The sequence below is a fragment of the Mesorhizobium sp. NPDC059054 genome (assembly GCF_042739215.1).
GTDB lineage: Bacteria > Pseudomonadota > Alphaproteobacteria > Rhizobiales > Rhizobiaceae > Mesorhizobium.
This window is the reverse complement of the sequence record NZ_JBHYHV010000006.1, coordinates 29,216-54,452: the sequence shown is the minus strand read 5'-3', so window position 1 is coordinate 54,452 and position 25,237 is coordinate 29,216. Positions and strand designations below refer to the sequence as shown.

The window sequence follows — 25,237 nt, the reverse complement described above, 5'->3', positions numbered from 1 at the left end:
ACCTTACTCAGATGGCTCCAATGCCACCGTCGACGGCAAGCGAGTGGCCCGTCATGAACGTGTTCTTGGGGTCCGCGGCGAAAAGCATCGCTTCGACGATCTCCGGCACTTCACCGACCCGCTTCATCGGCACACCCCGCGCCAGTTCCGAAAGTGCCAGCGCTTCCGGTGCGCCCGATAGTTTCACGAAGTCGTCGACCATTTTTGTGCGTGTATGCGCCGGACAAATGGCATTCACCCGCACGCCCTTGGTGGCATATTCGGCCGCGGCCGATTTGGTGAGGCCGACCACGCCGTGCTTTGCCGCAGCATAGACCGACAGCTTTGGCGCGCCGACCAGCCCCGCCACGGAAGCGATGTTGACGATGACGCCACCTCTGCCATTTGCCTTGAATTGCCGTTCCATCTGCGGGATCTGGTGCTTCATCGCATAGAAGACACCGAACAAGTCGATTTCGAAGATACGGCGGGCTTCGTCCGAGGAAACCTGCGGCAGGCGCACGAAACTCTGGGCGATACCGGCATTGTTGACGGCAACGTCGAGCCGACCGAACCGTTCGACGGCAAGTTTCACCAGGGCTTCCGAAAGCGCTTCGTCGGCTATATTGCCGGCCAGAGTTGCCGTTTCGGTGTCGAGCGTCGTGGCAAAGCGGTCCAGCGCGTCGGTATCGATATCGGAGAGGACCAACCGTGCACCTTCGGCGGCAAAACGCCTGCACGCTCCTTGACCGAGACCGCCGGCAGCGCCCGTGATAAGCACCGTCGCCCCATCGAAACGGCCCATGGTCATTTTCCTTTTTCGATCAGTTGCGCGGCAAGGTGAGTGAGCAGCTTCACCGCATCGGCATAGACCTTCGCCTTGGCGGGATTGGAAGCGTTGCCGTCCAGGGCACGCTTGTAGACGCCCTGGCAGATCGCCGCGAGCCGGAAGAAGGAGAAGGCAAGCAGGAAGGTCCAGTTGTCGATGCCGGTCAGGCCGCGGCGACGGCAATAGGCCGCGACATAGTCATCTTCCGATGGCAGTCCGACCTCCGCGCGGTCGATGCCGCCGAGCCCTTTGAACCCGGATTGATGCGGCAGGCGCCACTGCATGCACTGATAAGCGATGTCGGCGAAGGGATGGCCGAGCGTCGACAGTTCCCAGTCGAGCACGGCGGTCACATCGGGACGATCCAGCGCGAACATCATGTTGTCCAGCCGGTAGTCGCCATGCACCAGGGCGAGTTGTCCGTCGTCTGCCGGCTTGTTCGCCTCCAGCCAGGTGATCAACGCCTCCATCTCGGCCCTGTGCTCGGTTTCGGAGGCGCGATACTGGCCGGTCCAGCGCCCGAGCTGACGCTCGAAATAGCTGCCGGGCTTGCCGTAGTCGGCGAGATCGACCGCGTCGATGTCGACGCTGTGAAGAGCCGCCAAAGTCGCGTTCATCGCATCGTAGATCGCCGCTCGTGCTTGCCTGTCTGAAGCCTCCGGCAGGGCCGGATCCCAGAAGATCCGACCTTCCACAAAGGCCATTACATAAAACATACGCCCCATCGGCGAGTCCTCGCCGGACAGATGCAGCATGCGCGGCACCGGCACATCGGTCGCGGCCAGCGCCCGCATGACGCGGAATTCGCGGTCGACCTGGTGGGCTGATTTCAGCAATTGCCCGGGCGGCTTGGCGCGCAGCACATATCGGCCGCTTTTTGCCGTCAGCAGATAAGTCGGATTGGACTGGCCCGACTTGAACTTCTCGATCGACTGCAAATCCGAAAAGCCGGGAATTTCCCGCTCGAGATAGGGAGACAGCAGCGCAGGATCGAGCGTGTTCGGGTCGGTCATGTGTCCTGCGTTTCGGGTTCCACGAAGGTCAATGTCAGCCAGCGGGCGGTGAGTGCCGGTTTCAGCGAGCCTTCGATCTCGATGGTCACGTCGTGCGAAGTCTGCACCCAGCCGGACGGCCGCGCTTTTACATCGGCCAGCACGAAACGGGTGCGGATGCGGGCGCCGGTTTTGACCGGTGCCAGGAACCGCACTTCGTCAAAGCCATGATTGACGCCCATCTTGCCCTTCGCGAGCGGGGGAAGGGTTTCGAAAGTCATGGCCGAAAGCAACGACAGCGTGAGAAAACCGTGTGCGATGGTGCCGCCGAACGGCGCCTCCGCAGCGGCGCGTTCCGGATCGCAGTGAATGAACTGATGATCGTCGGTCGCGTCGGCGAACTGGTCGATCATGGTCTGCGTGACCACGCGCCAGGGTGAGAGGCCCACTTCCTTGCCGACACTGGCGAGCAATATTTCGAGGCTGATGGGTTGCACGGACATCTCCTGGTGGCGGCTCGGCCTTCATTCCTTGAACAGGGTCAGGCCGTGCTGCACCGATTGTCCGCCATCGATCGGCAGGATCGCGCCGGTGACATAGCTGCCAGCCCGGCTGCACAAATAGAGCGTGGCGCCGCCAATGTCATCCGGTTGCCCGATGCGGCCGATGGGAACATGGCTGCCGATATGCCTGGCCTGTTCATCGGTACCCGTCGCGAAAGCCGTCATGCGGCTCTGGAAAGGCCCTGGGGCAAAGGCGTTGACGGTGATACGCCTGGCCGCCAGTTCGATGGCGAGCGTCCGGGTGAGATGGTGAACGGCTGCCTTGGAGGCGGTGTAGGAATAGGCGTCATCGGCCAGCGGTTGTGTCCCCATCACCGAACCGAGATTGATGACGCGTGCCGGGTCGGTATCGGTAGCCACCTTTTCCAACAGCGGCAGCAACTCGCGCGTCAAATGGAAGACGGCCGTGACATTGACGCCGAAAACCTTGGCCCAGGCATGGTAGGGAAAATTCTCGAGCGGTGCTCCCCAGGAAACGCCGGCATTGTTGATGAGGATGTGTAGCCGGTCGGTGCGGGCCTTCACCGCTTCGACCAGCGCGGCGATGCCGACTTCGGAAGAGACATCTCCGGCGAAACCTTCCGCACGGCCAGATGCGCCGAGATCGTTAAGCTCGTCCGCGACCTTGGCGCAATCCTCGCCTTTGCGCGAGGCGATCATGACGGTGGCGCCGCCGAGCACCAGTGCGGTTGCGGCCATGCGACCGATGCCGGTCGCGGCTCCCGTCACCAGCGCCGTTTTGCCGGCCACCGAGAACAGTTCGTCGAGATAGCTCATCGGTCCTCCCGTTATCTTCCGGCTCCGATCGGCGGTCTTCGGATTGACAACATACCGAGTAGTATGTTGAACTTCGATCGTTGTAAAGCCGGCAAAAATCGAGGGGCGATGGCAGCGGGATCCCATTTGGCGGTGCGGGAAGAGGAGGCCAGAACCGTTGGCGGCGTCACCGTCGCCGACGGTTCCCGCGCCGCGATCCTCGATGCGGCTGCCGCCTGTTTCATGGCCAAGGGTTATGCGGCGAGTTCCATCGACGATGTCGCGCGCAGCCTCGGATCGACCAAGGGTCGCATCTATCATCACTACCCGTCGAAGGGAGACCTCTTCGCCGATGTCTTTCGGACCGGCATGGAGGCGAATTATGCAGCGATCGAGCCGCTGCGCGACATTGCCGGATCGGCGGTTGCACGGTGGCGGCGGATGGCGATGGTTCACACCCGCCAGATGATCGTGACCCGACCCTACCAGCGTGTCGTGTGGGAAGGCGTCGAACTCTATCTGCGGGGCGCCACCACACCGGAACAGCGCGAGGAGTTCGCGCGACTGATGAAATACCGCAACGACTATGGCGCGATCTTCCGGCAGGTGATCATTGCCGCTCGCGAGGCAGGCGATATGCGTTTCGACGATTCTCGCGTCACCGAACAGCTGATGTTCGTCTCGCTGAATTCGCCGCTGTTCTGGTACACGCCGCGTTCCGGCGAAAGCGAGCGCGACATCGAAATGATCGTGACGCAGGTCGTCGATTTCACCGCACGCGGATTGGGAGTTCGCACATGACCCCGAAAATCGGCGCCGATTTTCGGAAAGCAAGGGCGGCATCCGCCGCCCGTCATGCGCCAGATCAAAATGTCAGAGCGTTTCCGCGTTTACGAGAAAAACGGAAACGCTTCGAGGAAGGGAGCCTGTGATGGCCGACATGAATCTCGGCATGACGGAGCGGCTGAAACCGATCCACGCCCAGGTTGCCGCGATGGTGCGCGACGAGGTGATACCGCTGGACGAGGAATTCCTGGCGGAAGTCGGCAGGGCAGGCGACCGCTGGACCCATACGAAACGCCAGACCGAGATTCTCGAAGGACTGAAAGCCGAGGCGCGAAAGCGCGGACTGTGGAATTTCTGGCTGACCGGCTCCGATCGTGGTTATGGGCTCAGCACCGTTGAATACGCCTATCTCGCTGAAGAGATGGGCAAGGCTCATCTCGGCGCCGAAACCTTCAATTGCTCGGCGCCCGACACCGGCAACATGGAAGTGCTGGAACGCTACGGCTCGCCTGAGCACAAGAAAGCGTGGCTGGAACCATTGCTGGCGGGCAAGATCCGTTCGGCCTATCTGATGACGGAGCCGGATGTGGCGTCTTCCGATGCCACCAACATTTCCATGCGCTGCGAACGCGACGGCGGCGACTACGTGCTGAACGGCGAGAAATGGTGGGCCTCCGGTGCCGGTGATCCACGCTGCGCCATCTATATCGTCATGGTGAAGACCGGTGGCGACAGCGAACCCAAGCACAAGCAGCATTCGATGATCCTGGTGCCCGCTGACAGCGAGGATGTCACGAAGGTACGCGCCATGCAGGTCTATGGCGACGACGACGCTCCGCATGGTCACATGCATCTGCGCTTCGACAATGTGCGGGTACCGGCCGCCAACATGATCCTTGGCGAGGGCAGGGGCTTCGAGATCGCACAGGGACGGCTGGGGCCAGGCCGCATCCATCACTGCATGCGCGCCATCGGCCAGGCCGAAATGGCGCTGGAGCTTCTGTCCAAGCGGTCGATGCGGCGCGAGGCATTCGGCCAACCGCTGGCCAGGCTCGGTGCCAATTTCGACATCATCGCCGAGTGTCGCATGGAGATCGAAATGGCCAGGCTGCTCTGCCTCAAGGCAGCCTGGATGATCGATCAGGGCGATGCGCGCGCCGCTGCGCCCTGGATCAGCCAGATCAAGGTGGTGGCGCCGCGCGTCGCGCTGAAGGTAGTCGACGAGGCCGTGCAGATGCATGGCGCGCAAGGCATCAGTCAGGACACGCCCCTGGCGCGTGCCTGGACGCATCTTCGTACGCTGCGGCTGGCCGACGGGCCTGACGCCGTGCATCGCCGCCAGGTCGCGCGTGAGGAACTCAGGAAGTATACGCAGGAAAAGCTTTAGGCGCTCGTTCGGCGTATAAGCGAGGTCGGGAGAAGAGCATGAAAGCCATCATTGCCCGCGCCTTCGCGCCGCTCGACCAACTCGTCTACGGCGATTGGCCGGAACCTGAGGCGAAGGGCGACGCGGTCGTCATCGAAGCGGAGGCCATCGGGGTCAATTATCCCGACGGACTGCTGGTCCAGGGCCTCTACCAGATGAAGCCGCCGACGCCTTTCGTGCCGGGCATGGAGGTGGCGGGGCGGATCGCCGCCATCGGTCCCAAGGTGGCGGGGTTGAAAGTCGGCGACAGGGTGGCCGCTCTCACCGTCATCAATGGGTACGCCGAAAAGGTGGCGGTTACCGAGGCCGTGACCATGAAGCTGCCTGACGCGATGAGCGCGGCGGATGCCTGTGCGCTCGTCTGCGGCTACGGTACATCTCATCATGCCCTGAAGCAGCGTGGCCAACTCAAGCCCGATGAGACACTTTGTGTGCTGGGTGCGGCTGGTGCCACCGGCATCGCCGCCGTGCAGATCGGCAAGGCGATTGGCGCCAAGGTCATCGGCGTGGCGTCTTCGCCCGAGAAGCAGCGCCTTGCCCTGGAGGCCGGCGCCGATATCGCGATCGGCTACGACAATCTGAAGGAAGCACTCAAGGAAATCACCGGCGGCAAGGGTGTCGATGTCGGCTTCGACCCGGTCGGTGGCGATGCATTCGAGGCGCTGGCGCGCGCCATGGGCTGGAACGGCCGCCTGCTGGTCATCGGGTTTGCCTCCGGCACCATCCCCAAATTGGCCGTCAATCTGACCCTCGTGAAGGGGTTCTCGGTCGTGGGTGTCTATTGGGGCGATTTCACCGTGAAGGAGCCTCAAGCCTATGCCGACAACATGCGCGAGCTGATCGGCTGGTATCTCGCCGGCAAGGTCAAGCCGGTGATCGAAGGTATCTACCCTTTGTCCGATGCGGCCAATATCCTGAAACGCGTGTTGGGCCGCGGCGCCTCCGGCAAGCTGATCCTCAAACCGTAACCCATGTCCCAGGCAAGGAATGCTGCGATGACCATTCCCTCCGAAATGCAGGCGCTTCTTCTGGTCGGTGACGGCTATGCGCGCGAGCCGAGCGGCAGTGTGCTGGAAGCGATGGAGCCCTATGTGCGGTCCGGCGTCATCGGGGTACCGGTGCCGGGTGCAACGCAGGTTCTCATCAAAGTGAGCCTGGCTTCGATCAATCCTTCCGACGTGATGTTCGTGAAAGGGCTGTATGGCCAGCCTCGCGTGCAGGGCCAGCCTGCCGGCTTCGAAGGCGTGGGCACGGTGGTTGCGGCCGGTGAGGACAGCTATGCGCAGAGCCTTGTCGGCAGGCGCATTGCCTTCGCCACCGGTCTCACCAACTGGGGCGCCTGGGCCGACTATGCGCTGGCCGAAGCACTCGCCTGCATTCCTTTGATCGACAGCGTCCGCGACGAGGACGCGGCGGCGATGATCGTCAATCCGCTGACCGCGATCGCCATGTACAGCATCGTCAAGGACGAAGGGCACAAGGCTTTTGTCATGACAGCCGGCGCCAGCCAGCTCTGCAAGCTGATCATCGGGCTTGCAGAGGAGGACGGCTATCATCCGATCGTCACGGTCCGCCGAGATGACCAGATCGCGCCGCTGAAGGAACTGGGCGCGGCACATGTGCTCAACGAAAAGGCGCCGGATTTCGCCAGGACGCTGCGCGAAGTGATGAGAGTGGAGCAGCCGCGCATCTTCCTTGACGCGGTCACCGGTCCGCTCGCTTCGCTGGTGTTCGACGCCATGCCGAAACGCTCGCGCTGGATCATCTATGGCCGGCTTGACCCGTCGGACACGCTGATCCGGGAGCCTGGCCAACTCATCTTCCAGCAGAAGCAGGTGGAAGGTTTCTGGCTGACCGACTGGATGCGCAAGCACAAGGACCGCAGGGGTCCGGCTGCCCTCGAAGTGCAAAGGCGCTTCTCCAGCGGGAGCTGGTCCACCGACGTGACCGCGGTGGTGCCGCTGGACCATGCGATGGAGCGCATTCCGGCGGAACTCGCCAAACCCAACGGCAAAGTCTTCATCCGGCCCTGATCGCAATTCTGCGGCAATGTTGGCCGCATAGACAGCTGTCTTGACGATCACCTCCGCGGCGCGTGGGCTGTACCGCACAACCCAGGGCATGATATGCCGCGCCGAATAAAAAGGCGGCTCCGGATTTCGCGAAGCTGCCAACGTTGGGCAATGTTGGGTAATGGCAAAAGTCAGGCAGTCTTGGGACTGGGGTGGTCTTGTCCTGTGGATCGGCGGCTTTGTCGCCATCCTGGTCATGGCCGGCATGGCGCCGGACCATCGGTCGGTGATGCGCAGCTACCGTATTGCCAGCGATATGTTCCTTGCCGGTAAGCCGCTCTACGATCTCGACATCGCCATGGGCTATCTCTATTCGCCCGCCTTCGCTGCGCTCTATGTGCCGTTCATGAAGCTCGGCCCGGTGGTCGGCGACAGCTTGTGGCGTATCCTGAACTTTGCCGTGCTGACCTATGCCGTCTGGCGGCAGGTTCGTACGATCGACCCGGCGAACCGTCTCTGGATGTTCTCCTATGCGCTTTTTCTGGCCGTGCCGATCACGGCCGGGGCACTGCGCAACGGCCAGGCAACCATCCTGCTCGCCGGCGCCTGCTGGCTGCTGGTGTTGTCCGCGCTGGAGGGGCGGCGTGCAGAGACCTTCCTATGGGCGACGGTCGCCGTTATCGCCAAGCCGACCGCCATCATCGTCTTTCTGCTGGTCGGGGCGCTTCGACTGCGGCTTATCCCGATACTTGTGTTGTCGCTGCTCTCGGTGCTGGCACTTCCCTATGCCTTTGCACCGGCCGGCTATGTCAACCAGCTTTACCGCGACTTCGCCACGTTGATGACCTCGATGTCGGTCGACAAATCGATCGCCTTCGAGATGGCCGACTTCACGGCTCCCTTCGCCGCACTCGGCGTGCCCATCTCCACCCAGGCCGCGACCCTGATAAGGATCGTGGTTGCCTTGCCAACGCTTCTCATGGTGCTGTGGTACGACCGCAACCTCGACCGTCGGCTCGCCGGTCTCGCGATCTTCCTGACTGCTGCGTTCTATATGAGCCTGCTCAACCCGCGCGTCGAATACAACACCTTCGCCTTGCTTGCGATGCCGGCCGGTGTGGCCCTGGCTGCGATCTGGGACAATGAAGATGGTGGTGCCCTGCGAAGCATCCTGGCCATAGCTTTGTTTGCCGCTGGCCTCAGCGGCATCAACTCGCATCTCCAGGATGCCTTGCGTCTCTGGTTCCGCCCCGTTGCCATGACGGCCATCACGCTGCCGATCCTGTGGTGGTTCTGGTCGGTCGCGCAGGGAAAATTCAGGCGCGCCGGAGCTCAAGCTCATGTCTGAAGCCAAACTGACGCTCGATATCGTTGCGCCGTTCTGGAACGAGGCTGCTTCGGCGGAAGAGTTCGCGCGGCTTTTGGCCGATCTGGAAGCAGAGGTCTCGCGCCGTTTCGGTTTCAGGACACGCAAGATCCTGGTCGATGATGGCGGCACCGATAATGGTGCCGAGCGTTTCGCCAAAGCACTGACAGGTGAGTGGGAGATTGTCCGGCTCAGCCGCAACTTCGGCAAGGAGGTGGCGGTTCTGGCCGGTCTCGACAGGACGCAGGGCGACCTGGTGCTGATCATGGACGCCGATCTGCAGCATTCACTGGATGTCAGTCTCAAGCTCATCGCCGAATTGGTCGAGGACCCGGACGTCGACGTGGTCTATGCCCGGACCAATCGCCAGGGCGCGAGCTGGAAGCGCAGCCAGCTGGCCAAACTTTTCTACAGTTTGATCAATTCGAGCCAGCGCTTCGATATTCCGGAAAATGCCGGCGACTTTCGCGTCATGCGCGGCCCGGTCGCCAGGGCATTGACTCAACTGCGCGACAAACGGCGCTTCAACAAAGGCCTCTATGCCTGGGCGGGATTCCGGCACAAGGCGCTGATCTACACACCAGCGGACCGCGCCAGCGGCACCAGCAAATGGAGCCGGCGCAACCTGCTCGCCTTTTCGCTCGAAGGCATCGCTTCCTTCTCCGTTGTGCCGCTGCGCATCCTCAGCCTGTCAGGGTTGGCAACAGCCCTTGCGGGCATCGTCTACGGCCTCAAGATATTCTTCGAAGTCGCCTTCTACGGGATCGCCGTACCTGGGTTTCCCAGCCTGCTGATTGCCATCGTCGTGCTCGGTGGCTTCAATCTCGCGTTGCTCGGACTCATTGGCGAATATGTCTGGGTGGCGCTGAGCGAGAGCAAGGACCGGCCGGTCTATATCGTACGCGATGTGATTAGCCACGAGTCGGATGGCCAAGAGCCGTGACGCGGCAGATCCGCCTGATCGCCGACGACTACGGGCTGGCGCCCGGTGTGTGCGATGCCATTCTCGAACTGCTCGAGCGCGAGCGCCTGACGGGCACCGGTTGCATGACCGGTTCGCCGGAATGGCAGCAGGCTGCGGTGCGCATCAAGCCACTGATCGGCCGCGTAGCGGTTGGCCTGCACCTCACCTTGACGGATCAGCCTGCACTGTCGGCGGATTCCAGCCTGGTATCTTCCGGACGCTTGCCGCCGCTCAGAGACCTTGCTGCGCCATTCAAGCGGAGGCGGATCAAGGCGGGCGATGTTCACGCCGAGCTCGACGCGCAGCTTCGCCGCTTTGTCGATACGCTTGGCTGCACGCCGGACTTCATCGATGGGCACCAGCATGTGCATTTCCTGCCTGTCGTTCGCGACTGGCTGAAGGTGCGCTTCGCCGCTTCCGAAAAGCCGGCGTTGCGCGGCGCACCCGTGGTGCCGCTTGAAGTCGGCGCCATCGCTGTGAAAACGGCCGTCATCGCGGCGCTTGCGCGTGGCTTCGACCGGACCATGCAGGCGGCGGGATTTCCGATGTTGAAGCCGCTGGCCGGCATCTACGACTGGAAGCGGCCGGAGGATTTCGCGCCGACCTTGCGAGCGGCTGTTGTCACTCTACCCGAAGACGGCGTTTTCATGTGCCATCCCGGCCATGTCGATGCGGAGCTCGTGTCGCGCGACCCGATGCAGAAAGTGCGCGAGGTCGAATATGCCTTCCTCATGTCCAACGAATTCGGCGCGATCCTGGCGGCGCATGATGCTGTAGTGCGGAGTGGAGTGTCGTGAGCAGCGAACCCGGCCGTTCGCTCGGCAGCAAGATGATCCGTTTTGCAGTCGTCGGTCTCGCGAACACGGCAATCGATCTCGCCGCCTTCACGGTGCTGCTCTGGCTTGCCATGCCTGCGCTGACGGCCAATGTCGGTGCGTGGCTGGTCGCGGTCGCTTTCTCCTTCGTTGCAAACCGCTTCTGGTCCTTCGAGCGCGACCGTTCAATCCCGCTCAGTCATTCCGTGTTCCGGTTCGTCTCGCTCGGCGCGTTGATTTCGCTTGGCGTGTCTAGCGCCTTCATTGCCGGACTTGCCGGCTGGATTGGCATTTGGCCTGCCAAGATTGCCGGCATCATCGTAGCGGCGGCATTGAATTTCCTCGCTGCGCGCTGGTCGATCGAGGGCCGGTTGCTGCGCTAGGCTTGTCGGTCAGCGCAGGCCTTCCATCTCGCGGATGCGTCTGGCGCTGTCCGGTTCCATCTGACGGGTCACCGCGCCGATCAATGTCTCGGCAACGACAAACAAGGCTGCGGAGGAATCCCAAGGTGAAGGGACGGCGGTGCGCCCGGCAATGACATGGCGGGCGAAGCGGGCAATGGGCGACAGCCACTGATCGGTGAACAGCACGATCTGTACGCCGCGCTGATGCGCCTTCTCGGCGAAGCGGATCAGGCTGTCCTGGTAGCGGCGGATGTCGAAGATCACCAGCACGTCGCGCTTGCCCATGTCGATCAGCCGGTCGCGCCACATGCTTTCCTGGCCGACAAGGTGGAAGACGTTGGGTCGGACGATGGCAAGATGGGCAGCCATGTAACGCGCCAGCGGGTCGGTGAAACGCCCGCCGATCAGGAACATATGACCGCGATGATCGGCCATCTTCTCGGCAATCTCGTTCAACTGTTTGTCCGACAGGTGGCGGAAGGTCTCGCGCAGATTGTCGAGCGTGGCCTCGATCATCGGCGAAGCGGCATCACTTCTGCTCGGAGCGGTGACTGTGCGCGAGGCTGGTGACTGCAATTGCGCGGCGAGCTCGTCCTGCAGGGTGGACTGGAATTCCGGATAGTTCTGGAAGCCGAGCCGGGCGACGAAACGCAAAATGGTCGGCGAGGAGACACCTGCCTGTTGCGAGAAATCGGCCACGGTCTTCAGGCCGATGACGGGATAGTTGGCGACCAGCGTCTGCGCGGCGCGACGTTCGCCCGCGGGCATGGAATCGATCCGGTCCGCGATCAGTTCGGCGATGGACGTGGTCGTCGTCTCAGTTCCCAACCCGGTATCCCCCAAGCTTTTCGGAAAAGGCGTTTGACAAAGACGGGCAAAGTGTATGAAATCATTCACGGGAGCGCAATGAGACAAAATACGTAACATACGATACGTTCCCGGGGACGGCGGATCGGATGGAGAGGACAAGCCGCAACAGGCATCCAGGCGCGGATTCCGTGAGGGTTACGAACCCCGACGGCGCGGGTGTCTTTGTCTTCACCTGCGACCATGCCTCGAACTTCCTGCCTGCCGAATTCGGCACGCTCGGTCTTCCCGCTTCCGACCTTGCCCGTCATATCGCCTGGGATCCTGGCGCGCTGCCCGTGGCGCAGATCTTGAGTGAACGGCTCGACGCGCCTTTGGTCGAGACCCGCGTTTCACGTCTGGTTCTGGACTGCAATCGCCCCCTCGGCGCGCCGGACCTGATCCCGCCCGTCAGCGAAACAACCACCATTCCCGGCAACGAGAACCTTTCGGCTGAAGCGCGCCAGGCGCGCGTTGACCGCTGCTGGAAGCCCTTTCACGAAACGATCGAAGGCCTGATCGAGGCGCGGACGGCGCGCGGTCTGGAGACACGACTGGTGTCAGTGCATTCCTTCACGCCAGTCTACAAGGGCATCGACCGTCCCTGGCATATCGGCATCATCCACGACGACGATATACGGCTATCGGCGCCCCTGATCGCGGCACTGAAGCGGGAGGGTGGCTTTACCGTCGGCGCCAATCAGCCCTATTCGCCGGCAGACCGCGTCTACTTCACGCTGGAACGGCATGCGCGCTCGCGTGGCCTGTTGTGCGCGATGATCGAGATCCGCAACGATGAGATCCGGGATCAATCCGGACAGGAAAAATGGGGAGAACGGCTGGCGGGCATCTTCACCGGCCTCGAACCCGCGCGGCTGCCGAAGCCGCCGCCGATGAAAACGGTACGAACGATCGAAGGCACCATCTGAAAGTACAAATAAGGGAACACTCTTATGGCAGCGCCTGGTTACTCTGAACATGACAAGAGCGAGGACATGAAGGTCCTCCACTCGATGGGCTATGCCCAGGAACTCGAGCGGCGGCTCTCCCGCTTCTCCAACTTCGCCGTTTCCTTCTCCATCATCTGCATCCTGTCGGGCGGCATCAATTCGCTTGCCCAGGCAACCTCCGGCGCCGGTGGCATCGGCATCGGCATCGGCTGGCTGGTCGGCTGCTTCGTGTCGCTGACATTCGCCGTGGCGATGTCGCAGATTTCCTCCGCCTATCCGACTGCCGGTGGCCTCTATCACTGGGGCTCGATCCTCGGAAACCGCGGCACCGGCTGGGTGACGGCCTGGCTCAACCTGTTTGGCCTCGTCACCGTGCTCGGCGCCATCAATGTCGGCACCTGGACGTTCTTCATGGGTGCTTTCGGTCCGACGCTCGGCATCGAGAACACACTGACGACGCAGACCATATTCCTGATCATCATCACCGGCGCACAGGCGCTTATCAATCACCTCGGCATCAAGCTGACCGCCAAGCTGACGGATTTCTCCGGCTACCTGATCTTCTTCGGTGCCATCCTGATCGCGCTGGTTTGCCTGTTCTCGGCGGAGACCTGGGATTTCAGCCGCCTGTTCACCTTCAAGAACTATTCGGGTGACGCGGGTGCGGGTGTGTGGCCGCAGGTCTCCGACTGGTGGGTGTTCTCGCTCGGCCTCCTGCTGCCGATCTACACCATCACCGGTTACGATGCCTCCGCGCATACTTCCGAGGAAACCATCAAGGCCGCGAGTTCCGTGCCGCGCGCCATGGTCATGTCGGTCGTCTGGTCAGCGTTGTTCGGTTACGCCTTCCTCGCTGCCTTCGTGCTGATGATCCCCAACATGGACGAAGCGGCCAAGCAGGGCTGGAACGTGTTCTTCTGGGCCTTCGACCAGCGCGTCGGCTCTGGCGTCAAGGAACTCGTCTATATCGTCGTGTTCCTGGCACAGTTGCTGTGCGGCCTGGCCACTGTGACATCGGCCTCGCGCATGATCTTCGCTTTCTCGCGCGATGGCGGCCTGCCTGCCTCGGGAGCGCTGTCGAAAGTGAGCCCTACATATCGCACGCCGGTGGCTGCGATCTGGACGGCATCGATCCTCTCGGTGTTGTTCGTCTGGGGTTCTTCTCTTGTGTCGGTTGCCGGTACCTCGGCCTACACCATCGTGGTGTCGTGCACCGTCATCTTCCTGTTCCTGTCCTTCACGGTGCCGATCGTGCTCGGCATGATGGCCTGGGGCACCACAAAGTGGGACAAGATGGGGCCGTGGAACATGGGTAAGGGCGTGTTCATGCTGTTCGGCCTGCTCTCGATCATTTCGATGATCCTGATCTTCATCATCGGCATCCAGCCGCCGAACGACTGGGCGCTCTACATCACCATCGGCTTCCTGGTGCTGACCGCGATCGTCTGGTTCGCTTTCGAGGCCCGTCGTTTCCAAGGTCCGCCGATAGGCGAGATCGTGGCGGCGCGTCAGGCCGCCATCAAGGCCGCCGAGCAGGCGGTCGGCGAAACCGGTGGCTCGCACTGACCGATCGATCAAGACCGTGGCCGGTTCGCCGGCCACGGTCGTCCCTCCAAGAATTCCGTTCCTGAAAAAGTGAAAGCCGGAGTGCTCTAAGAATGGCAGGCAACCTTTCGTTCGACCAGTTGAAGAAGGCGGTACAGGCAGGGGAGATCGACACCGTTCTCGCCTGCGCCGTCGATATGCAGGGCCGACTCGTCGGCAAGCGTTTCCTGGCGCAGTACTTCGTCGATTCCGCGCATGACGAGACGCATGGCTGCAACTATCTGCTGGCGGACGACATCGATATGGAGCCTGTGCCCGGCTACAAGGCCGCGAGCTGGTCGAAGGGTTACGGCGACTTCGTCATGAAGCCGGATCTGGCGACGCTCAGGCAGATACCTTGGCTCGAAAAGACGGCGCTGGTGTTGTGCGACCTGCTCGACCACCACAGCCATGAGGACCTTGCCCATTCGCCGCGCGCCATCCTGCGCAAGCAGGTGAAGCGGCTGACCGAACGGGGTTATATCGGCTATTTCGCCTCCGAACTCGAATTCTATCTGTTCAGCGAGAGCTACGACGCCGCGCGAAAGAAACACTGGCAAGGCATCGACACAGCGTCTCCCTATATCGGTGACTACCAGATCGGCATCACCACCAAGGAAGAAGGCATCATGCGCCGCCTGCGCAACGAGATGCAGGCCGCCGGCATTCCGATCGAGAACTCAAAGGGCGAATGGGGCCCAGGCCAGGAAGAGATCAATGTGCGCTACGCCGAGGCGTTGGAGATGGCCGATCGCCACGTCATCCTGAAGAACGGCGCCAAGGAGATCGCGGATTCCGAAGGCAAGGCGATCACCTTCATGGCCAAGTACAATTACGGCCTGGCCGGCAACTCCAGCCACATCCACAATTCGCTGTGGAGCGCGGACGGCAAGACGCCGCTGTTCTACGACAAGAAGGGTCCGTGGACGCTGTCGACACTCGGTCAGGCCTGGTCGGCCGGACAGCTCAAATATGCCAAGGAGTTCACCTGGTTCCTGGCGCCTTACATCAATTCCTACAAGCGCTTCCAGTCCGGCACCTTCGCACCGACCAAGATCATGTGGTCGGAAGACAACCGCACCGCCGGCTTCCGCCTGTGTGGTGAGGGCACCAAGGGCATCCGCATGGAATGCCGTATCGGCGGCGCCGACCTCAATCCCTACCTCGCTTTCGCGGCACTGATCGCGGCTGGCCTGGCCGGCATCGACGAGAAGCTGGAACTGCAGCAGCCTTTCGTGGGGGATGCCTACCAGGCTTCGCGCCTGCCGGAGATTCCGAAGACCCTGCGCGAAGCGACCGAGACCATGGCCAAGTCGAAGATGCTGAAGGTTGCTTTCGGCGAGGATGTGATCGGGCACTATGTGCACACCGCCCGCTGGGAACAGTTCGAGTACGACCGCCGCATCACCGACTGGGAACTGCACCGCGGCTTCGAACGGTATTGATGACCACTGCCTTTCCGGTGACGGAAAGACAATCCGCATGGGCCCGAGCAAGGGGTGTTTGACGGAAAGCATTTCGTTTAGACGCTGCTCGACCTATCCCGCGTCGCTGACGCTTTTGCGCGAAAGCAGCGAACCATTTTGATTTGAAGGACACCGATATGACCGAGACGGTCAAACTCACATCCCCCATCGACGGCTCGATCTATGTCGAGCGACCGATCGCGACCGACCAGGCCGTCAACGCCGCTGTGGAGCGTGCTCGTACCGCACAGGCCGACTGGGCACGGCTGCCGGTGGCCGAGCGGGCCAAATACATGCTGAAGATGCTGGAGGCGCTCGTCGGCATGGCCGACGAGATCGTTCCGGAACTGGCCTGGCAGATGGGCCGCCCGGTGCGTTACGGCGGCGAATTCGGCGGTGTCAAGGAACGTACGCAATACATGGTCGAGATCGCCGAGCGCGCGCTGGCGCCGGTGCCGGCCTCCAATCCGAAGGACGGTTTCCGCCGCTATGTGAAGAAGGATCCACTCGGCGTCGTCATGGTGATCGCGCCGTGGAACTATCCCTACCTCACCGCTGTCAACACCATCGTGCCGGCCCTGATCGCCGGTTCCACCGTCATCCTCAAGCACGCCGCGCAGACGCTGCTGGTCGGCGAGCGTTTCGCCAAGGCTTTCGAGGCAGCCGGCCTGCCGAAACATGTCTTCCAGAATGTCGTGCTCAACCATGCGCAAACCGAGAAGCTGCTGGGCTCGGGTAAGATCGACCATGTAAACTTCACCGGCTCGGTTGCCGGCGGGCGTGCCATCGAGAAGGCAGCGGCTGGCACCTTCATGACGCTCGGCCTCGAACTCGGCGGCAAGGACCCCGCCTATGTGCTGCCCGACGCCAAGCTCGACCATGCGGTCGCCAATCTCGTCGAAGGCGCCTTCTTCAATTCGGGCCAATGCTGCTGCGGCATCGAGCGCGTTTATGTGCACGAGAAGGTCTATGACGATTTCGTCGAAGGCTTCATCGCAGAAACCAGGAGCTACGTGCTCGGCAATCCGCTCGATCAGGCAACCACCATGGGCCCGATGGCACAGGCGCGCTTTGCCGACTTCATTCGCGAGCAGAAGGCCGAGGCGCTGCGCAAGGGTGCCACCGCGCACATGAACACCAAGGATGCCGCCGACAAGGCCGGATCGCCCTATCTGCCGGCCGAGGTGCTGACCAATGTCGACCACCAGATGAGCGTGATGCGCGAGGAAAGCTTCGGGCCGATCGTCGGCATCATGAAGGTGCGCAACGACGAGGAGGCGATCGCGCTTATGAACGACAGCCCTTACGGGCTGACGGCTTCGATCTGGACGGCTGACACCGATCGCGCTGTTGCCATCGGCGACCGTGTCGAAACCGGCACCGTGTTCATGAACCGCTGCGACTATCTCGATCCGGCGCTGGTGTGGACCGGAGTCAAGGACACCGGCAAGGGGGCCGCGCTGTCGCAGATCGGCTACGACAACCTGACCCGGCCGAAGAGCTTTCATCTCAGAGAGACGATCTAGCCCCAGGCGCCCTTCATCGTCAAAGGCGATGGAGGGCGTTTCTTCTCAGCAGACCTATTCATCTTTGTTTCCGAAAGAACCGCACCATGTCCAAGCTCGTCTCGAAATGGAATTACCCCACCACCGTGCGTTTCGGCGCCGGCCGTATCTCGGAACTGCCGGATGCGCTGGCCGCGACCGGCATCAAGAAGCCGCTGTTCGTCACCGATCCGGGCCTTGCCAAGTTGCCGGTGGTGGCATCCACGCTCAAGATTCTCGACGATGCCAAGGTTCCCTATGGCGTCTTCTCGGAAGTGAAGCCGAACCCGATCGAATCCAATCTCACCGCCGGCATCGCTGCCTTCAAGAAGGGCAAGCATGATGGCGTCATTGCCTTTGGCGGTGGCTCGGCGCTCGATCTCGGCAAGTTGATTGCCTTCCAGGCCGGCCAGACCCGGCCGGTCTGGGACTTCGAGGACATTGGCGACTGGTGGGCGCGTGCGAATGCCGACGCCATCGTGCCGATTGTCGCTGTGCCGACCACCGCCGGTACCGGTTCGGAAGTTGGCCGTGCTGGCGTCATCACACATGAGGAGAGCCACACCAAGAAGGTGATCTTCCACCCGAAGATGCTGCCGGGCATCGTCATCGCCGATCCCGCGTTGTCGGTCGGCATGCCTGCCTTCATCACCGCGGGTACCGGCATGGACGCGCTCGCCCATTGCCTGGAGGCCTATTGCGCGCCCGGCTATCATCCGATGGCCGACGGTATCGCGGTCGAAGGCGTGCGCCTGGTGTTCGAGAACCTGCCCAAGGCCTACGCCGACGGCAAGGACCTGACCGCCCGTGCCCATATGATGAGCGCGGCCGCCATGGGCGCCACCGCTTTCCAGAAAGGGCTCGGCGCGATCCACTCGCTGTCGCATCCGATTGGCGCGCTCTACGATACCCATCATGGCATGACCAATGCCGTCTTCATGCCCTATGTGCTTGCCTTCAACCGCGAAGCCATCGAAGGCAAGATCGAGCGCCTGGCTGCCTATTGCGGCATCAAGGGCGGCTTCAATGGCTTTGCAAAGGCCATCATCAAGCTGCGCAAGGAACTGAAGGTTCCGCACACGCTTGGCGGCCTCATCAAGGACCTCGACATGGACAAGAAGCGCAAGGCTCTGATCGCCGATATGGCCATCGTCGACCCCACCGCCGGTGGCAACCCCGTTAAGCTGACTAAGAAAGCGGCGCTGTCGCTGCTGGAAAACTCTTTGTCGGGAACGGTATAAGAGACGCGCGAGACAGGTGCGACTGTCTTTCGAAAACTTGCGAAAAAACAAAAAATGCAAGGGGAACGAAAGGGCTGGGAGGAGGCGCCAAAAGCTTAGCCGGAAAATGATCGGGCACCCGATTGCGGGTGTTCGGGAGTTGTAGTTAACTTTTCGCGCCCTTCGGGGCGCGGGGGCGGTCCGCCTTCATCGGACTGTCATATATCAGGGATACCAGCCAGTTGCTGGCGTCCCACGGCGCAGTTCAACGGAGAGAAAAATGTTCAGATTCACGGGAAAAGTGCTTTCCCTTACGGCAGTGGCCCTGATGGTCACGACGGCGATTTCGTCAGCCGAGCCTTCAGCTGAGCTCGTTGCCGCGGCCAAGGCCGAAGGTCAGCTCACCACGATCGCGCTGCCTCACGACTGGTGCGGCTACGGCGCTGTCATCGACGCTTTCAAGGCTAAGTATCCTGAGATCAAGATCAACGAACTCAATCCCGACGCCGGTTCGGGCGATGAGGTTGAGGCGATCAAGGCCAACAAGGACAACAAGGGCCCGCAAGCTCCCGACGTCATCGACGTCGGCCTCTCCTTCGGCCCTTCGGCCAAGAAAGATGGTCTGATCCAGCCTTATAAGGTCTCGACCTGGGATTCGATCCCTGACAGTGCCAAGGATCCGGAAGGCTTCTGGTACGGCGATTATTACGGCGTCCTGTCCTTCATGGTGAACAAGGATCTGGTCAAGAACATCCCGGCCGACTGGGAAGACCTGCTGAAGCCGGAATATGCGAACTCGGTCGCGCTGGCCGGTGATCCGCGCGCGTCCAACCAGGCGATCCAGGCCGTTCACGCTGCGGGTCTCGCTTCCGGCGCCGCTGCCGGCAAGGCCGCGGGCGAAGCCGGTCTCGAGTTCTTCAAGAAGCTCAATGGCGCCGGCAATTTCGTTCCGGTCATCGGCAAGCCGGCGACGCTCGCCCAGGGCCAGACGCCGATCCTGATCAACTGGGATTATAACAACCTGTCCGGGCGCGACACGCTGAACGGCAACCCGCCGACCGAGATCGTCATCCCGGCCAAGGGCGTTGTCGCCGGTGTCTACGTGCAGGCGATCAGCGCCTATGCGCCGCATCCGAACGCCGCCAAACTCTGGATGGAACATCTCTATTCCGACGAAGGACAGATCGGTTGGCTGAAGGGTTATTGCCACCCGATCCGCTTCAACGACCTCGCCAAGAACGGCAAGATCCCGCAGGAACTGCTCGATAAACTGCCGCCGGCTGCTGCCTACGAGAAGGCCGTGTTCCCGACGCTGGAAGAGCAGGGCGCTTCGAAGGAAGTGATCACCAAGAGCTGGGACTCGGCGGTCGGCGCCAACGTCAAGTAAATTGCTGACGATTGTCCGGGCGACCCCGTGTCGCCCGGATTCTTCTTAAGTCAAAGACAGGCCGGCATGACTGATCTCAGCCTTTCAGGACCGGCTGCTGCCGGAAAAACCATACCGCCGGCGCAGGCGCGCGCGATGCGGCTGCCGACGCAATGGTTGGGCGTGGCGCCATTCATCATCTTCGCGTTGATGTTCCTGATCCTGCCGACGCTGTATCTCATCCTCGGTGCGTTCCAGAATGCCGACGGCGCCTTCACGCTGGAGAATATTGTCGAGCTCGCACAGCCGACGATCCGCGCCGCCTACTGGATCTCCATCAAGGTCTCGGTCGCGTCGTCGCTTCTTGGCGCGTTCATCGGCCTTGCCATTGCCATCGCCATCGTGCGCGGAGGACTGCCCAACTGGACCCGCTCCGCGACGCTCACCTTCTCCGGTGTCGCCTCGCAATTCGCCGGTGTGCCTTTGGCTTTCGCCTTTCTCGCGACGCTGGGCCGTCTCGGTCTCGTCACCGTGCTTCTGCGTTCGGTCGGGTTCGATCTCTACCAGCACGGCTTCAACGTGCTTTCCTTCTGGGGGCTGACTCTCACCTATCTTTACTTCCAGATTCCGCTGATGGTCGTGATCATCACGCCGGCGATCGACGGTATCAGGAAGGAATGGGGCGAGGCCGCCGCCACGCTGGGCGCTACCCAGTGGCAATATTGGCGCATGGTCGTCATCCCGGTGATCTGGCCGAGTTTCCTCGGCACGGTCATCCTGCTCTTCGCCAACTCCTTCGGCGCGATCGCTACCGCCTATGCATTGACCGGCTCATCGCTCAACATCGTGCCGATCGTGCTCTACGCGCAGATCCGCGGTGACGTGTTGCACAACGCCAATCTTGGTTATGCGATAGCGTTCGGCATGATCTTCATCACGGGGCTGGCCAACATCTTCTACATCTGGTTCCGGACCCGTTCGGAAAGGTGGCTGAAATGAAGTCTGGCAAGTTCTGGGCCTGGATCACCTTCATTCTGGGTGCTGCCTATTTCTTCATTCCGCTGATCGCGACGATGGAGTTTTCCATGCGCATGAAGCGTGGCGAATATTCCTTCGAGGCCTACCGGGTCGTGCTCGGCGACCCGCGCTTCCAGGAGAGCTTCACTTTCTCTGTGGTAGCCGCCGTGTTCACCATCATCCTTGGCGTGCTTCTGGTGGTGCCGACCGCCTACTGGATCAGGCTGCGCCTGCCGCAACTTCGGCCGGTAGTCGAATTCGTCACGTTGCTGCCCCTGGTCATTCCGGCGATCGTCATCGTCTTCGGTTACATCCGCATGTATGGCTCGAATTCGCCGCTGCCGTTCCTGTCGAGCGACATAGGCACCAGCGCGCTACTGGTCATCGGCTATGCGACGCTTGCGCTGCCTTATATGTATCGCGCCGTCGACACGGGCTTGCGAACCATCGATGTGCGAACCCTGACCGAGGCTGCGCAGATCCTCGGTGCAGGCTGGACCACCATCATCAGCCGCGTCATCCTGCCCAATGTGCTGATTGCAGTGTTGTCAGGTGCGTTCCTGACCTTCGCCATCGTCATCGGCGAATTCACCATCGCCAGCCTGCTCAACCGCCCTGCCTTCGGCCCGTATCTGCAGAACATCGGCGCGAACCGCGCCTATGAGCCGGCGGCGCTCGCCATCATCGCCTTCGTCATCACCTGGGGTTGCATGTCGATCATCCAGGTGCTGTCCCGTTTTGCGCCGAAATCGGCGAACCGCCCGAATTGAGCCCCCGAGAAAGTCCAGCCCATGGCCGATCCCTTCCTTTCGATCCAGCATGTGAAGAAAACCTTCGGTCCCACCACCGTGGTCGAGGACTTCAACCTTGACGTTGAGCGCGGCGAATTCGTCTCCTTCCTCGGGCCTTCCGGCTGCGGCAAGACGACGGTGCTGCGCATGGTTGCCGGTTTCGAGGAGCCGACCGCCGGCTCGATCATCGTCGGTGGCAAGGACGTGACCCGGCTGAAGCCGAACCAGCGCAATGTCGGCATGGTGTTCCAGGCCTATGCGCTGTTCCCGAACCTCACCGTCGCGCAGAATGTCGCCTTCGGTCTCAAGGTCGCCGGTGTGGGGAAGGCAGAGAGCGACAAACGCGTGGCCGAGATGCTGGAGCTGATCAAGCTGCCGCAACTGGGCGATCGTTACCCCTATCAGCTTTCCGGTGGCCAGCAGCAGCGTGTCGCTCTGGCCCGCGCTTTGGCACCGAAGCCGAAGCTGCTTCTGCTCGACGAGCCGTTGTCGGCGCTGGACGCCAAGGTGCGCGTGTCGCTGCGCGACGAAATCCGCGCCATCCAGAAGGAACTCGGCATCACCACCATATTCGTCACGCACGATCAGGAAGAGGCGCTGTCGATCTCCGATCGCATCGCGGTGATGTATGGCGGCAAGGCCGAGCAAGTCGGTACGCCGTTCGAGATCTACAACCGCCCGGCCACCAAATTCGTCGCCAATTTCGTCGGCACGCTCAACGTGTTGGAAGCGGTGGTGAGCGATGCCGGATCGGGGCGCGTGCGTATCAACGCCGAGGAAATCGGTCTCAAGGGCAAGCTTAATGGCTCGAGGACCGGCGACACGCTCTCGCTGGCGCTGCGGCCCGAAGCGATCACCCTGGGGCCGCGTCCAGGCCATGACGCGACACTGTCCGGCGAGATCGCCGACGTGCATTTCCTGGGTTCGGTGATCCGTGTCAGGGTCGGCATCGGCGGTTCGAAGATCTCGCTCGACACCTTCAACAACTCCTCTACGCCGCCGCCGAATGTTGGCGACAAGGCCGAAATTTCCTTCTCATCCGGTGACGTGCTGGTTCTGCACTGAGGCTGTTTCGAGTTCTTTCAAATCCCTTCTGGTCCAAGATCTGATGCGCCGGCTGTACATTGCAGCTGGCTGCACAAAGGCGTATTCCGAGCGCGAGAGCTGAGCCGGGTAACGATTTTCGTCCTGGTCCGGCGACACGCCTGGGCGTCCGAATGAAGGCGGACGTGCTGCCTGAAAGGGACCGGATACGAAATGAGCCTTGCCGTCTTCCTCCCCGTGCTGGCCGCTGCAGCCATGCACGCAAGCTGGAATGCGATGGTAAAGGTGCATCTCGACCGTTTCCTCTCAGTGACGGTTCTGACGCTGGGTATGGCGACGATGGCGCTGCTGGCCGTGCCCTTCGTCGAGTTCCCCAAGGCGGAAGTCTGGCCGTGGATTCTGGCCTCGACCATTTTCCACATGGGCTACAAGCTTTGCCTGATCGGCGCCTACAAGGCCGGCGATCTTGCCCAGACCTATCCGCTGGCCCGCGGCACGGCACCTTTGCTTGCCGCCATCGGCGGCATCTTCGTTGTGTCGGAAGTACCCGGGCCGCTGGCGATCGTCGGCATCGTGGTTCTGTGCGCCGGTACGCTGGTGATGTCGTTTCGCGGCGGTGGCCATCTGGAGAAGCTCAATCTCCATGCCGTCGGCTACGCATTGGCCACCTCCGTTTTCATCGCAAGCTATACGCTATCCGACGGCAGCGGCGCGCGCCTGGCCGCCAGCGCCTCGAGCTATGCCGTCTATCTGTTCCTCGCGGATGGCATCTGGTCGTTGATCCTGTGCCTGCTGGTGCGTGGGCCGCAATCGCTGCCAGCCATGGCGCGCGATTGGAAAGTCGGCATCATCACTGGAGGCCTGAGCGGCACGGCCTACTGGATCGTGATGTGGGCGATGACCAAGGCGCCGATCGCTTCGGTGGCTTCCCTGCGCGAAAGCTCGATCCTGTTCGCGATGCTGATCTCCGTCTTCGCCCTTGGCGAAAAAATGACGGTGTGGCGCAGTGCTGCCGCGCTTGGCATTGTCGCCGGCGTCGTGGCTTTGAGGCTGGGCTGAACGCCTGGCGGGTCAGCTCTCGCCGATCTCCAGGTCGAACACCATCAGCCCATCCGTGCCGCCTTCGAGCGCAGCGACCAGACGCGCGCCGGCTCTTTGGTGCGCCTCGTGCACCAGATAGGCATCGCGGGCGGCGGCATCGCTGAAATCGATGGTGAAGCCATGTGTGAACCCGCGCGCGAAGGGTTCGGGGCTGACGTTGCCGTTGAAATGCACGGCACCCATGCCGTCTATCATGCCGCGCAACGCCGAAAGATCGGCATGGATGGCCGATCGTTCCACGGCCGGGACATCGGCGCGGAATTTCACGAAAACACAATGCCGGATCATGGCGTCTTTCACGCGATCCTTTCCTGGGTCGCCGGATCGAAAAACACCGCCTTGGTCAGGTTGAAGGTGAGCGGGGCGGTGGCGCCAGGCTTGATGCGAGCATCGGCGCGCAGGCGGGCCACTACGCCCTTGCCGCCCAGATTGGTGACCGCGAATGTGTCGGACCCGGCAGGTTCGACCACCTCTATGTGACAGTCCGTGGTCACCAGATGTTTGGCGTTGCGGTCAGCGCCATCGGGGTCGGTCAAGGCTTCGGGGCGGATGCCGAACACCACCTCTTTGCCGCGATAGGCCGACAGAGCGCTCGATGCGCCATTTAACGCCAGCGAGACGGGTGCCGCGCCAGCGCGGGCGAGCTCGACGGTGGATTCACTGCCACTCTGGCCGATGGTTGCCGGCACGAGATTCATGGCTGGCGAGCCCATGAAGTCGGCGACGAACATGTTGACCGGATTGTTGTAGATCTCGGCCGGCGTGCCGAACTGCTGCAGAATGCCGTCCTTCAAAACTGCTATCTTCGTGGCCAGCGTCATCGCTTCGATCTGGTCGTGCGTGACGTAGACGATGGTCGTCTTCATGCGCTGGTGCAGGCGCTTGATTTCGGTGCGCATGTCGATGCGCAGCTTGGCGTCGAGATTGGAGAGCGGCTCATCGAAAAGGAAGACCTGCGGCTTGCGCACCAGCGCGCGGCCCATGGCGACGCGCTGGCGCTGGCCGCCCGACAGCTGACTGGGCTTGCGGTCGAGCAGATGGCCGATCTGCAGGAGTTGCGCCACGTCTGCGATCGCCTTGTCGCGCTCGGGCTTGGGAATGCCACGGATTTCCATGCCGAAGCCGATGTTTTCGCCAACCGTCATGTTGGGATAGAGCGCGTAGGACTGGAACACCATGGCGATATCGCGCTTCGAGGGGTGCAACTCGTTGACGCGTTTGCCGGCGATGCGGATCTCGCCGCTGGTGATCTGTTCCAGGCCGGCGATTGTGTTGAGCAGCGTGGACTTGCCGCAGCCGGAAGGGCCGACCAGCACAAGGAAGCCGCCTTCCTCGATACCGAGCGTCACGCCTTTCAGAATCCGGGTGGTTCCGAAGGATTTGTCGAGGTTGTCGATCTCAAGAAAGGACATTCTT

26 protein-coding genes are annotated in these 25,237 nt (G+C 61.9%); 19 read left to right on the top strand and 7 right to left on the bottom strand.

Features of this window, described 5'->3' with window-relative positions:
• Positions 1–7: 7 nt before the first annotated feature.
• Genes ACFWXH_RS24145 through ACFWXH_RS24130 form a run of 4 tightly spaced genes read right to left on the bottom strand, consistent with a single transcriptional unit; the run spans position 8 to position 3,140 of the window.
• The gene (locus ACFWXH_RS24145) at positions 8–784 is read right to left on the bottom strand and encodes an SDR family NAD(P)-dependent oxidoreductase (RefSeq protein WP_379123877.1); all 777 of its coding nucleotides are present in this window, start codon (positions 782–784) and stop codon (positions 8–10) included.
• Positions 785–786: 2 nt separating this feature from the next.
• The gene (locus ACFWXH_RS24140) at positions 787–1,821 is read right to left on the bottom strand and encodes a phosphotransferase family protein (protein WP_379123876.1); all 1,035 of its coding nucleotides are present in this window, start codon (positions 1,819–1,821) and stop codon (positions 787–789) included.
• On the bottom strand, positions 1,818–2,303 hold the full coding sequence (locus ACFWXH_RS24135; protein ID WP_280138666.1) for a MaoC family dehydratase: 486 nt from the start codon (positions 2,301–2,303) through the stop codon (positions 1,818–1,820). Before ACFWXH_RS24135 ends, ACFWXH_RS24140 begins: the two co-directional genes overlap by 4 nt.
• Before the next feature lie 21 nt (positions 2,304–2,324).
• Entirely contained in the window at positions 2,325–3,140 is an 816-nt protein-coding gene (locus ACFWXH_RS24130; protein WP_379123875.1) for an SDR family oxidoreductase, read from the bottom strand.
• A 108-nt stretch (positions 3,141–3,248) separates the two neighbouring features.
• On the opposite strand from ACFWXH_RS24130, the gene ACFWXH_RS24125 reads away from it, so the two are divergent.
• From ACFWXH_RS24125 to ACFWXH_RS24085, 9 genes are all read left to right on the top strand, one after another.
• Positions 3,249–3,920 carry a TetR family transcriptional regulator gene (locus tag ACFWXH_RS24125; RefSeq protein ID WP_379123874.1) on the top strand — a complete coding sequence of 224 codons (672 nt, stop codon included), beginning with the start codon at positions 3,249–3,251 and terminating at the stop codon, positions 3,918–3,920.
• A complete protein-coding gene (locus ACFWXH_RS24120; RefSeq protein WP_379123873.1) occupies positions 3,917–4,051 on the top strand; it encodes a hypothetical protein in 135 nt (44 codons plus the stop codon). Before ACFWXH_RS24125 ends, ACFWXH_RS24120 begins: the two co-directional genes overlap by 4 nt.
• Positions 4,051–5,292 (top strand): acyl-CoA dehydrogenase family protein, encoded by a 1,242-nt coding sequence (locus ACFWXH_RS24115; RefSeq protein ID WP_379123872.1) that lies wholly within the window; start codon positions 4,051–4,053, stop codon positions 5,290–5,292. The genes ACFWXH_RS24120 and ACFWXH_RS24115 overlap by 1 nt, the downstream gene beginning before the upstream one ends.
• Positions 5,293–5,330: 38 nt before the next feature.
• Positions 5,331–6,299: an NADPH:quinone oxidoreductase family protein gene (locus ACFWXH_RS24110; RefSeq protein WP_379123871.1), complete on the top strand. Its 969-nt coding sequence runs from the start codon at positions 5,331–5,333 to the stop codon at positions 6,297–6,299.
• A 27-nt stretch (positions 6,300–6,326) separates the two neighbouring features.
• Entirely contained in the window at positions 6,327–7,364 is a 1,038-nt protein-coding gene (locus ACFWXH_RS24105) for a zinc-binding dehydrogenase (RefSeq protein ID WP_379123870.1), read from the top strand.
• A 160-nt stretch (positions 7,365–7,524) separates the two neighbouring features.
• A complete protein-coding gene (locus tag ACFWXH_RS24100) occupies positions 7,525–8,691 on the top strand; it encodes a glycosyltransferase 87 family protein (RefSeq protein ID WP_379123869.1) in 1,167 nt (388 codons plus the stop codon).
• Positions 8,684–9,652: a glycosyltransferase family 2 protein gene (locus ACFWXH_RS24095; RefSeq protein ID WP_379123868.1), complete on the top strand. Its 969-nt coding sequence runs from the start codon at positions 8,684–8,686 to the stop codon at positions 9,650–9,652. Before ACFWXH_RS24100 ends, ACFWXH_RS24095 begins: the two co-directional genes overlap by 8 nt.
• On the top strand, positions 9,649–10,470 hold the full coding sequence (locus ACFWXH_RS24090) for a ChbG/HpnK family deacetylase (RefSeq protein ID WP_379123867.1): 822 nt from the start codon (positions 9,649–9,651) through the stop codon (positions 10,468–10,470). Before ACFWXH_RS24095 ends, ACFWXH_RS24090 begins: the two co-directional genes overlap by 4 nt.
• A complete protein-coding gene (locus ACFWXH_RS24085) occupies positions 10,467–10,871 on the top strand; it encodes a GtrA family protein (protein WP_379123866.1) in 405 nt (134 codons plus the stop codon). Before ACFWXH_RS24090 ends, ACFWXH_RS24085 begins: the two co-directional genes overlap by 4 nt.
• A gap of 9 nt (positions 10,872–10,880) precedes the next feature.
• Here the strand turns inward: ACFWXH_RS24085 and ACFWXH_RS24080 are convergent, their stop codons facing one another.
• Positions 10,881–11,819, bottom strand: coding sequence for a MurR/RpiR family transcriptional regulator (locus tag ACFWXH_RS24080; RefSeq protein WP_379123865.1), 939 nt, complete (start codon positions 11,817–11,819; stop codon positions 10,881–10,883).
• Positions 11,820–11,848: 29 nt separating this feature from the next.
• Between ACFWXH_RS24080 and ACFWXH_RS24075 the strand changes: the two genes are divergently transcribed.
• From ACFWXH_RS24075 to ACFWXH_RS24030, 10 genes are all read left to right on the top strand, one after another.
• Complete coding sequence (locus ACFWXH_RS24075) at positions 11,849–12,667, top strand: N-formylglutamate amidohydrolase (protein ID WP_379123864.1); 819 nt, start codon at positions 11,849–11,851, stop codon at positions 12,665–12,667.
• 24 nt (positions 12,668–12,691) lie between these two features.
• Entirely contained in the window at positions 12,692–14,254 is a 1,563-nt protein-coding gene (locus tag ACFWXH_RS24070) for an amino acid permease (protein ID WP_379123863.1), read from the top strand.
• Between the two features lie 92 nt (positions 14,255–14,346).
• Positions 14,347–15,717, top strand: a complete 1,371-nt coding sequence (locus ACFWXH_RS24065; protein ID WP_379123862.1) for a glutamine synthetase family protein — start codon at positions 14,347–14,349, stop codon at positions 15,715–15,717.
• Positions 15,718–15,875: 158 nt separating this feature from the next.
• Complete coding sequence (locus tag ACFWXH_RS24060) at positions 15,876–17,264, top strand: aldehyde dehydrogenase family protein (RefSeq protein ID WP_379123861.1); 1,389 nt, start codon at positions 15,876–15,878, stop codon at positions 17,262–17,264.
• An 86-nt stretch (positions 17,265–17,350) separates the two neighbouring features.
• Positions 17,351–18,523 (top strand): iron-containing alcohol dehydrogenase, encoded by a 1,173-nt coding sequence (locus ACFWXH_RS24055; RefSeq protein WP_379123860.1) that lies wholly within the window; start codon positions 17,351–17,353, stop codon positions 18,521–18,523.
• Positions 18,524–18,782: 259 nt separating this feature from the next.
• Positions 18,783–19,889, top strand: a complete 1,107-nt coding sequence (locus tag ACFWXH_RS24050; RefSeq protein WP_379123859.1) for an ABC transporter substrate-binding protein — start codon at positions 18,783–18,785, stop codon at positions 19,887–19,889.
• A 66-nt stretch (positions 19,890–19,955) separates the two neighbouring features.
• A complete protein-coding gene (locus ACFWXH_RS24045) occupies positions 19,956–20,867 on the top strand; it encodes an ABC transporter permease (RefSeq protein WP_379123858.1) in 912 nt (303 codons plus the stop codon).
• Positions 20,864–21,655, top strand: a complete 792-nt coding sequence (locus ACFWXH_RS24040) for an ABC transporter permease (protein WP_054312829.1) — start codon at positions 20,864–20,866, stop codon at positions 21,653–21,655. Before ACFWXH_RS24045 ends, ACFWXH_RS24040 begins: the two co-directional genes overlap by 4 nt.
• A 21-nt stretch (positions 21,656–21,676) precedes the next feature.
• Complete coding sequence (locus ACFWXH_RS24035) at positions 21,677–22,741, top strand: ABC transporter ATP-binding protein (RefSeq protein WP_054312828.1); 1,065 nt, start codon at positions 21,677–21,679, stop codon at positions 22,739–22,741.
• Between the two features lie 192 nt (positions 22,742–22,933).
• Positions 22,934–23,779 carry an EamA family transporter gene (locus ACFWXH_RS24030; protein WP_379123857.1) on the top strand — a complete coding sequence of 282 codons (846 nt, stop codon included), beginning with the start codon at positions 22,934–22,936 and terminating at the stop codon, positions 23,777–23,779.
• A 12-nt stretch (positions 23,780–23,791) separates the two neighbouring features.
• On the opposite strand, the gene ACFWXH_RS24025 is transcribed toward ACFWXH_RS24030, so the two are convergent.
• Both ACFWXH_RS24025 and ACFWXH_RS24020 read right to left on the bottom strand, forming a co-directional pair.
• Positions 23,792–24,109, bottom strand: a complete 318-nt coding sequence (locus ACFWXH_RS24025) for a Dabb family protein (RefSeq protein ID WP_379124402.1) — start codon at positions 24,107–24,109, stop codon at positions 23,792–23,794.
• 8 nt (positions 24,110–24,117) lie between these two features.
• Positions 24,118–25,233 carry an ABC transporter ATP-binding protein gene (locus ACFWXH_RS24020; RefSeq protein WP_379123856.1) on the bottom strand — a complete coding sequence of 372 codons (1,116 nt, stop codon included), beginning with the start codon at positions 25,231–25,233 and terminating at the stop codon, positions 24,118–24,120.
• Positions 25,234–25,237 lie beyond the last annotated feature (4 nt).

What these genes read in the sequence shown, in the direction of transcription:
- ACFWXH_RS24145 (WP_379123877.1), bottom strand. Translation starts at nt 784, where the DNA reads ATGGGCCGTTTCGATGGGGCGACGGTGCTTATCACGGGCGCTGCCGGC.
- ACFWXH_RS24140 (WP_379123876.1), bottom strand. Translation starts at nt 1,821, where the DNA reads ATGACCGACCCGAACACGCTCGATCCTGCGCTGCTGTCTCCCTATCTC.
- ACFWXH_RS24135 (WP_280138666.1), bottom strand. Translation starts at nt 2,303, where the DNA reads ATGTCCGTGCAACCCATCAGCCTCGAAATATTGCTCGCCAGTGTCGGC.
- ACFWXH_RS24130 (WP_379123875.1), bottom strand. Translation starts at nt 3,140, where the DNA reads ATGAGCTATCTCGACGAACTGTTCTCGGTGGCCGGCAAAACGGCGCTG.
- ACFWXH_RS24125 (WP_379123874.1), top strand. Translation starts at nt 3,249, where the DNA reads ATGGCAGCGGGATCCCATTTGGCGGTGCGGGAAGAGGAGGCCAGAACC.
- ACFWXH_RS24120 (WP_379123873.1), top strand. Translation starts at nt 3,917, where the DNA reads ATGACCCCGAAAATCGGCGCCGATTTTCGGAAAGCAAGGGCGGCATCC.
- ACFWXH_RS24115 (WP_379123872.1), top strand. Translation starts at nt 4,051, where the DNA reads ATGGCCGACATGAATCTCGGCATGACGGAGCGGCTGAAACCGATCCAC.
- ACFWXH_RS24110 (WP_379123871.1), top strand. Translation starts at nt 5,331, where the DNA reads ATGAAAGCCATCATTGCCCGCGCCTTCGCGCCGCTCGACCAACTCGTC.
- ACFWXH_RS24105 (WP_379123870.1), top strand. Translation starts at nt 6,327, where the DNA reads ATGACCATTCCCTCCGAAATGCAGGCGCTTCTTCTGGTCGGTGACGGC.
- ACFWXH_RS24100 (WP_379123869.1), top strand. Translation starts at nt 7,525, where the DNA reads ATGGCAAAAGTCAGGCAGTCTTGGGACTGGGGTGGTCTTGTCCTGTGG.
- ACFWXH_RS24095 (WP_379123868.1), top strand. Translation starts at nt 8,684, where the DNA reads ATGTCTGAAGCCAAACTGACGCTCGATATCGTTGCGCCGTTCTGGAAC.
- ACFWXH_RS24080 (WP_379123865.1), bottom strand. Translation starts at nt 11,819, where the DNA reads ATGTTACGTATTTTGTCTCATTGCGCTCCCGTGAATGATTTCATACAC.
- ACFWXH_RS24075 (WP_379123864.1), top strand. Translation starts at nt 11,849, where the DNA reads ATGGAGAGGACAAGCCGCAACAGGCATCCAGGCGCGGATTCCGTGAGG.
- ACFWXH_RS24070 (WP_379123863.1), top strand. Translation starts at nt 12,692, where the DNA reads ATGGCAGCGCCTGGTTACTCTGAACATGACAAGAGCGAGGACATGAAG.
- ACFWXH_RS24065 (WP_379123862.1), top strand. Translation starts at nt 14,347, where the DNA reads ATGGCAGGCAACCTTTCGTTCGACCAGTTGAAGAAGGCGGTACAGGCA.
- ACFWXH_RS24060 (WP_379123861.1), top strand. Translation starts at nt 15,876, where the DNA reads ATGACCGAGACGGTCAAACTCACATCCCCCATCGACGGCTCGATCTAT.
- ACFWXH_RS24055 (WP_379123860.1), top strand. Translation starts at nt 17,351, where the DNA reads ATGTCCAAGCTCGTCTCGAAATGGAATTACCCCACCACCGTGCGTTTC.
- ACFWXH_RS24050 (WP_379123859.1), top strand. Translation starts at nt 18,783, where the DNA reads ATGTTCAGATTCACGGGAAAAGTGCTTTCCCTTACGGCAGTGGCCCTG.
- ACFWXH_RS24045 (WP_379123858.1), top strand. Translation starts at nt 19,956, where the DNA reads ATGACTGATCTCAGCCTTTCAGGACCGGCTGCTGCCGGAAAAACCATA.
- ACFWXH_RS24040 (WP_054312829.1), top strand. Translation starts at nt 20,864, where the DNA reads ATGAAGTCTGGCAAGTTCTGGGCCTGGATCACCTTCATTCTGGGTGCT.
- ACFWXH_RS24035 (WP_054312828.1), top strand. Translation starts at nt 21,677, where the DNA reads ATGGCCGATCCCTTCCTTTCGATCCAGCATGTGAAGAAAACCTTCGGT.
- ACFWXH_RS24030 (WP_379123857.1), top strand. Translation starts at nt 22,934, where the DNA reads ATGAGCCTTGCCGTCTTCCTCCCCGTGCTGGCCGCTGCAGCCATGCAC.
- ACFWXH_RS24025 (WP_379124402.1), bottom strand. Translation starts at nt 24,109, where the DNA reads ATGATCCGGCATTGTGTTTTCGTGAAATTCCGCGCCGATGTCCCGGCC.
- ACFWXH_RS24020 (WP_379123856.1), bottom strand. Translation starts at nt 25,233, where the DNA reads ATGTCCTTTCTTGAGATCGACAACCTCGACAAATCCTTCGGAACCACC.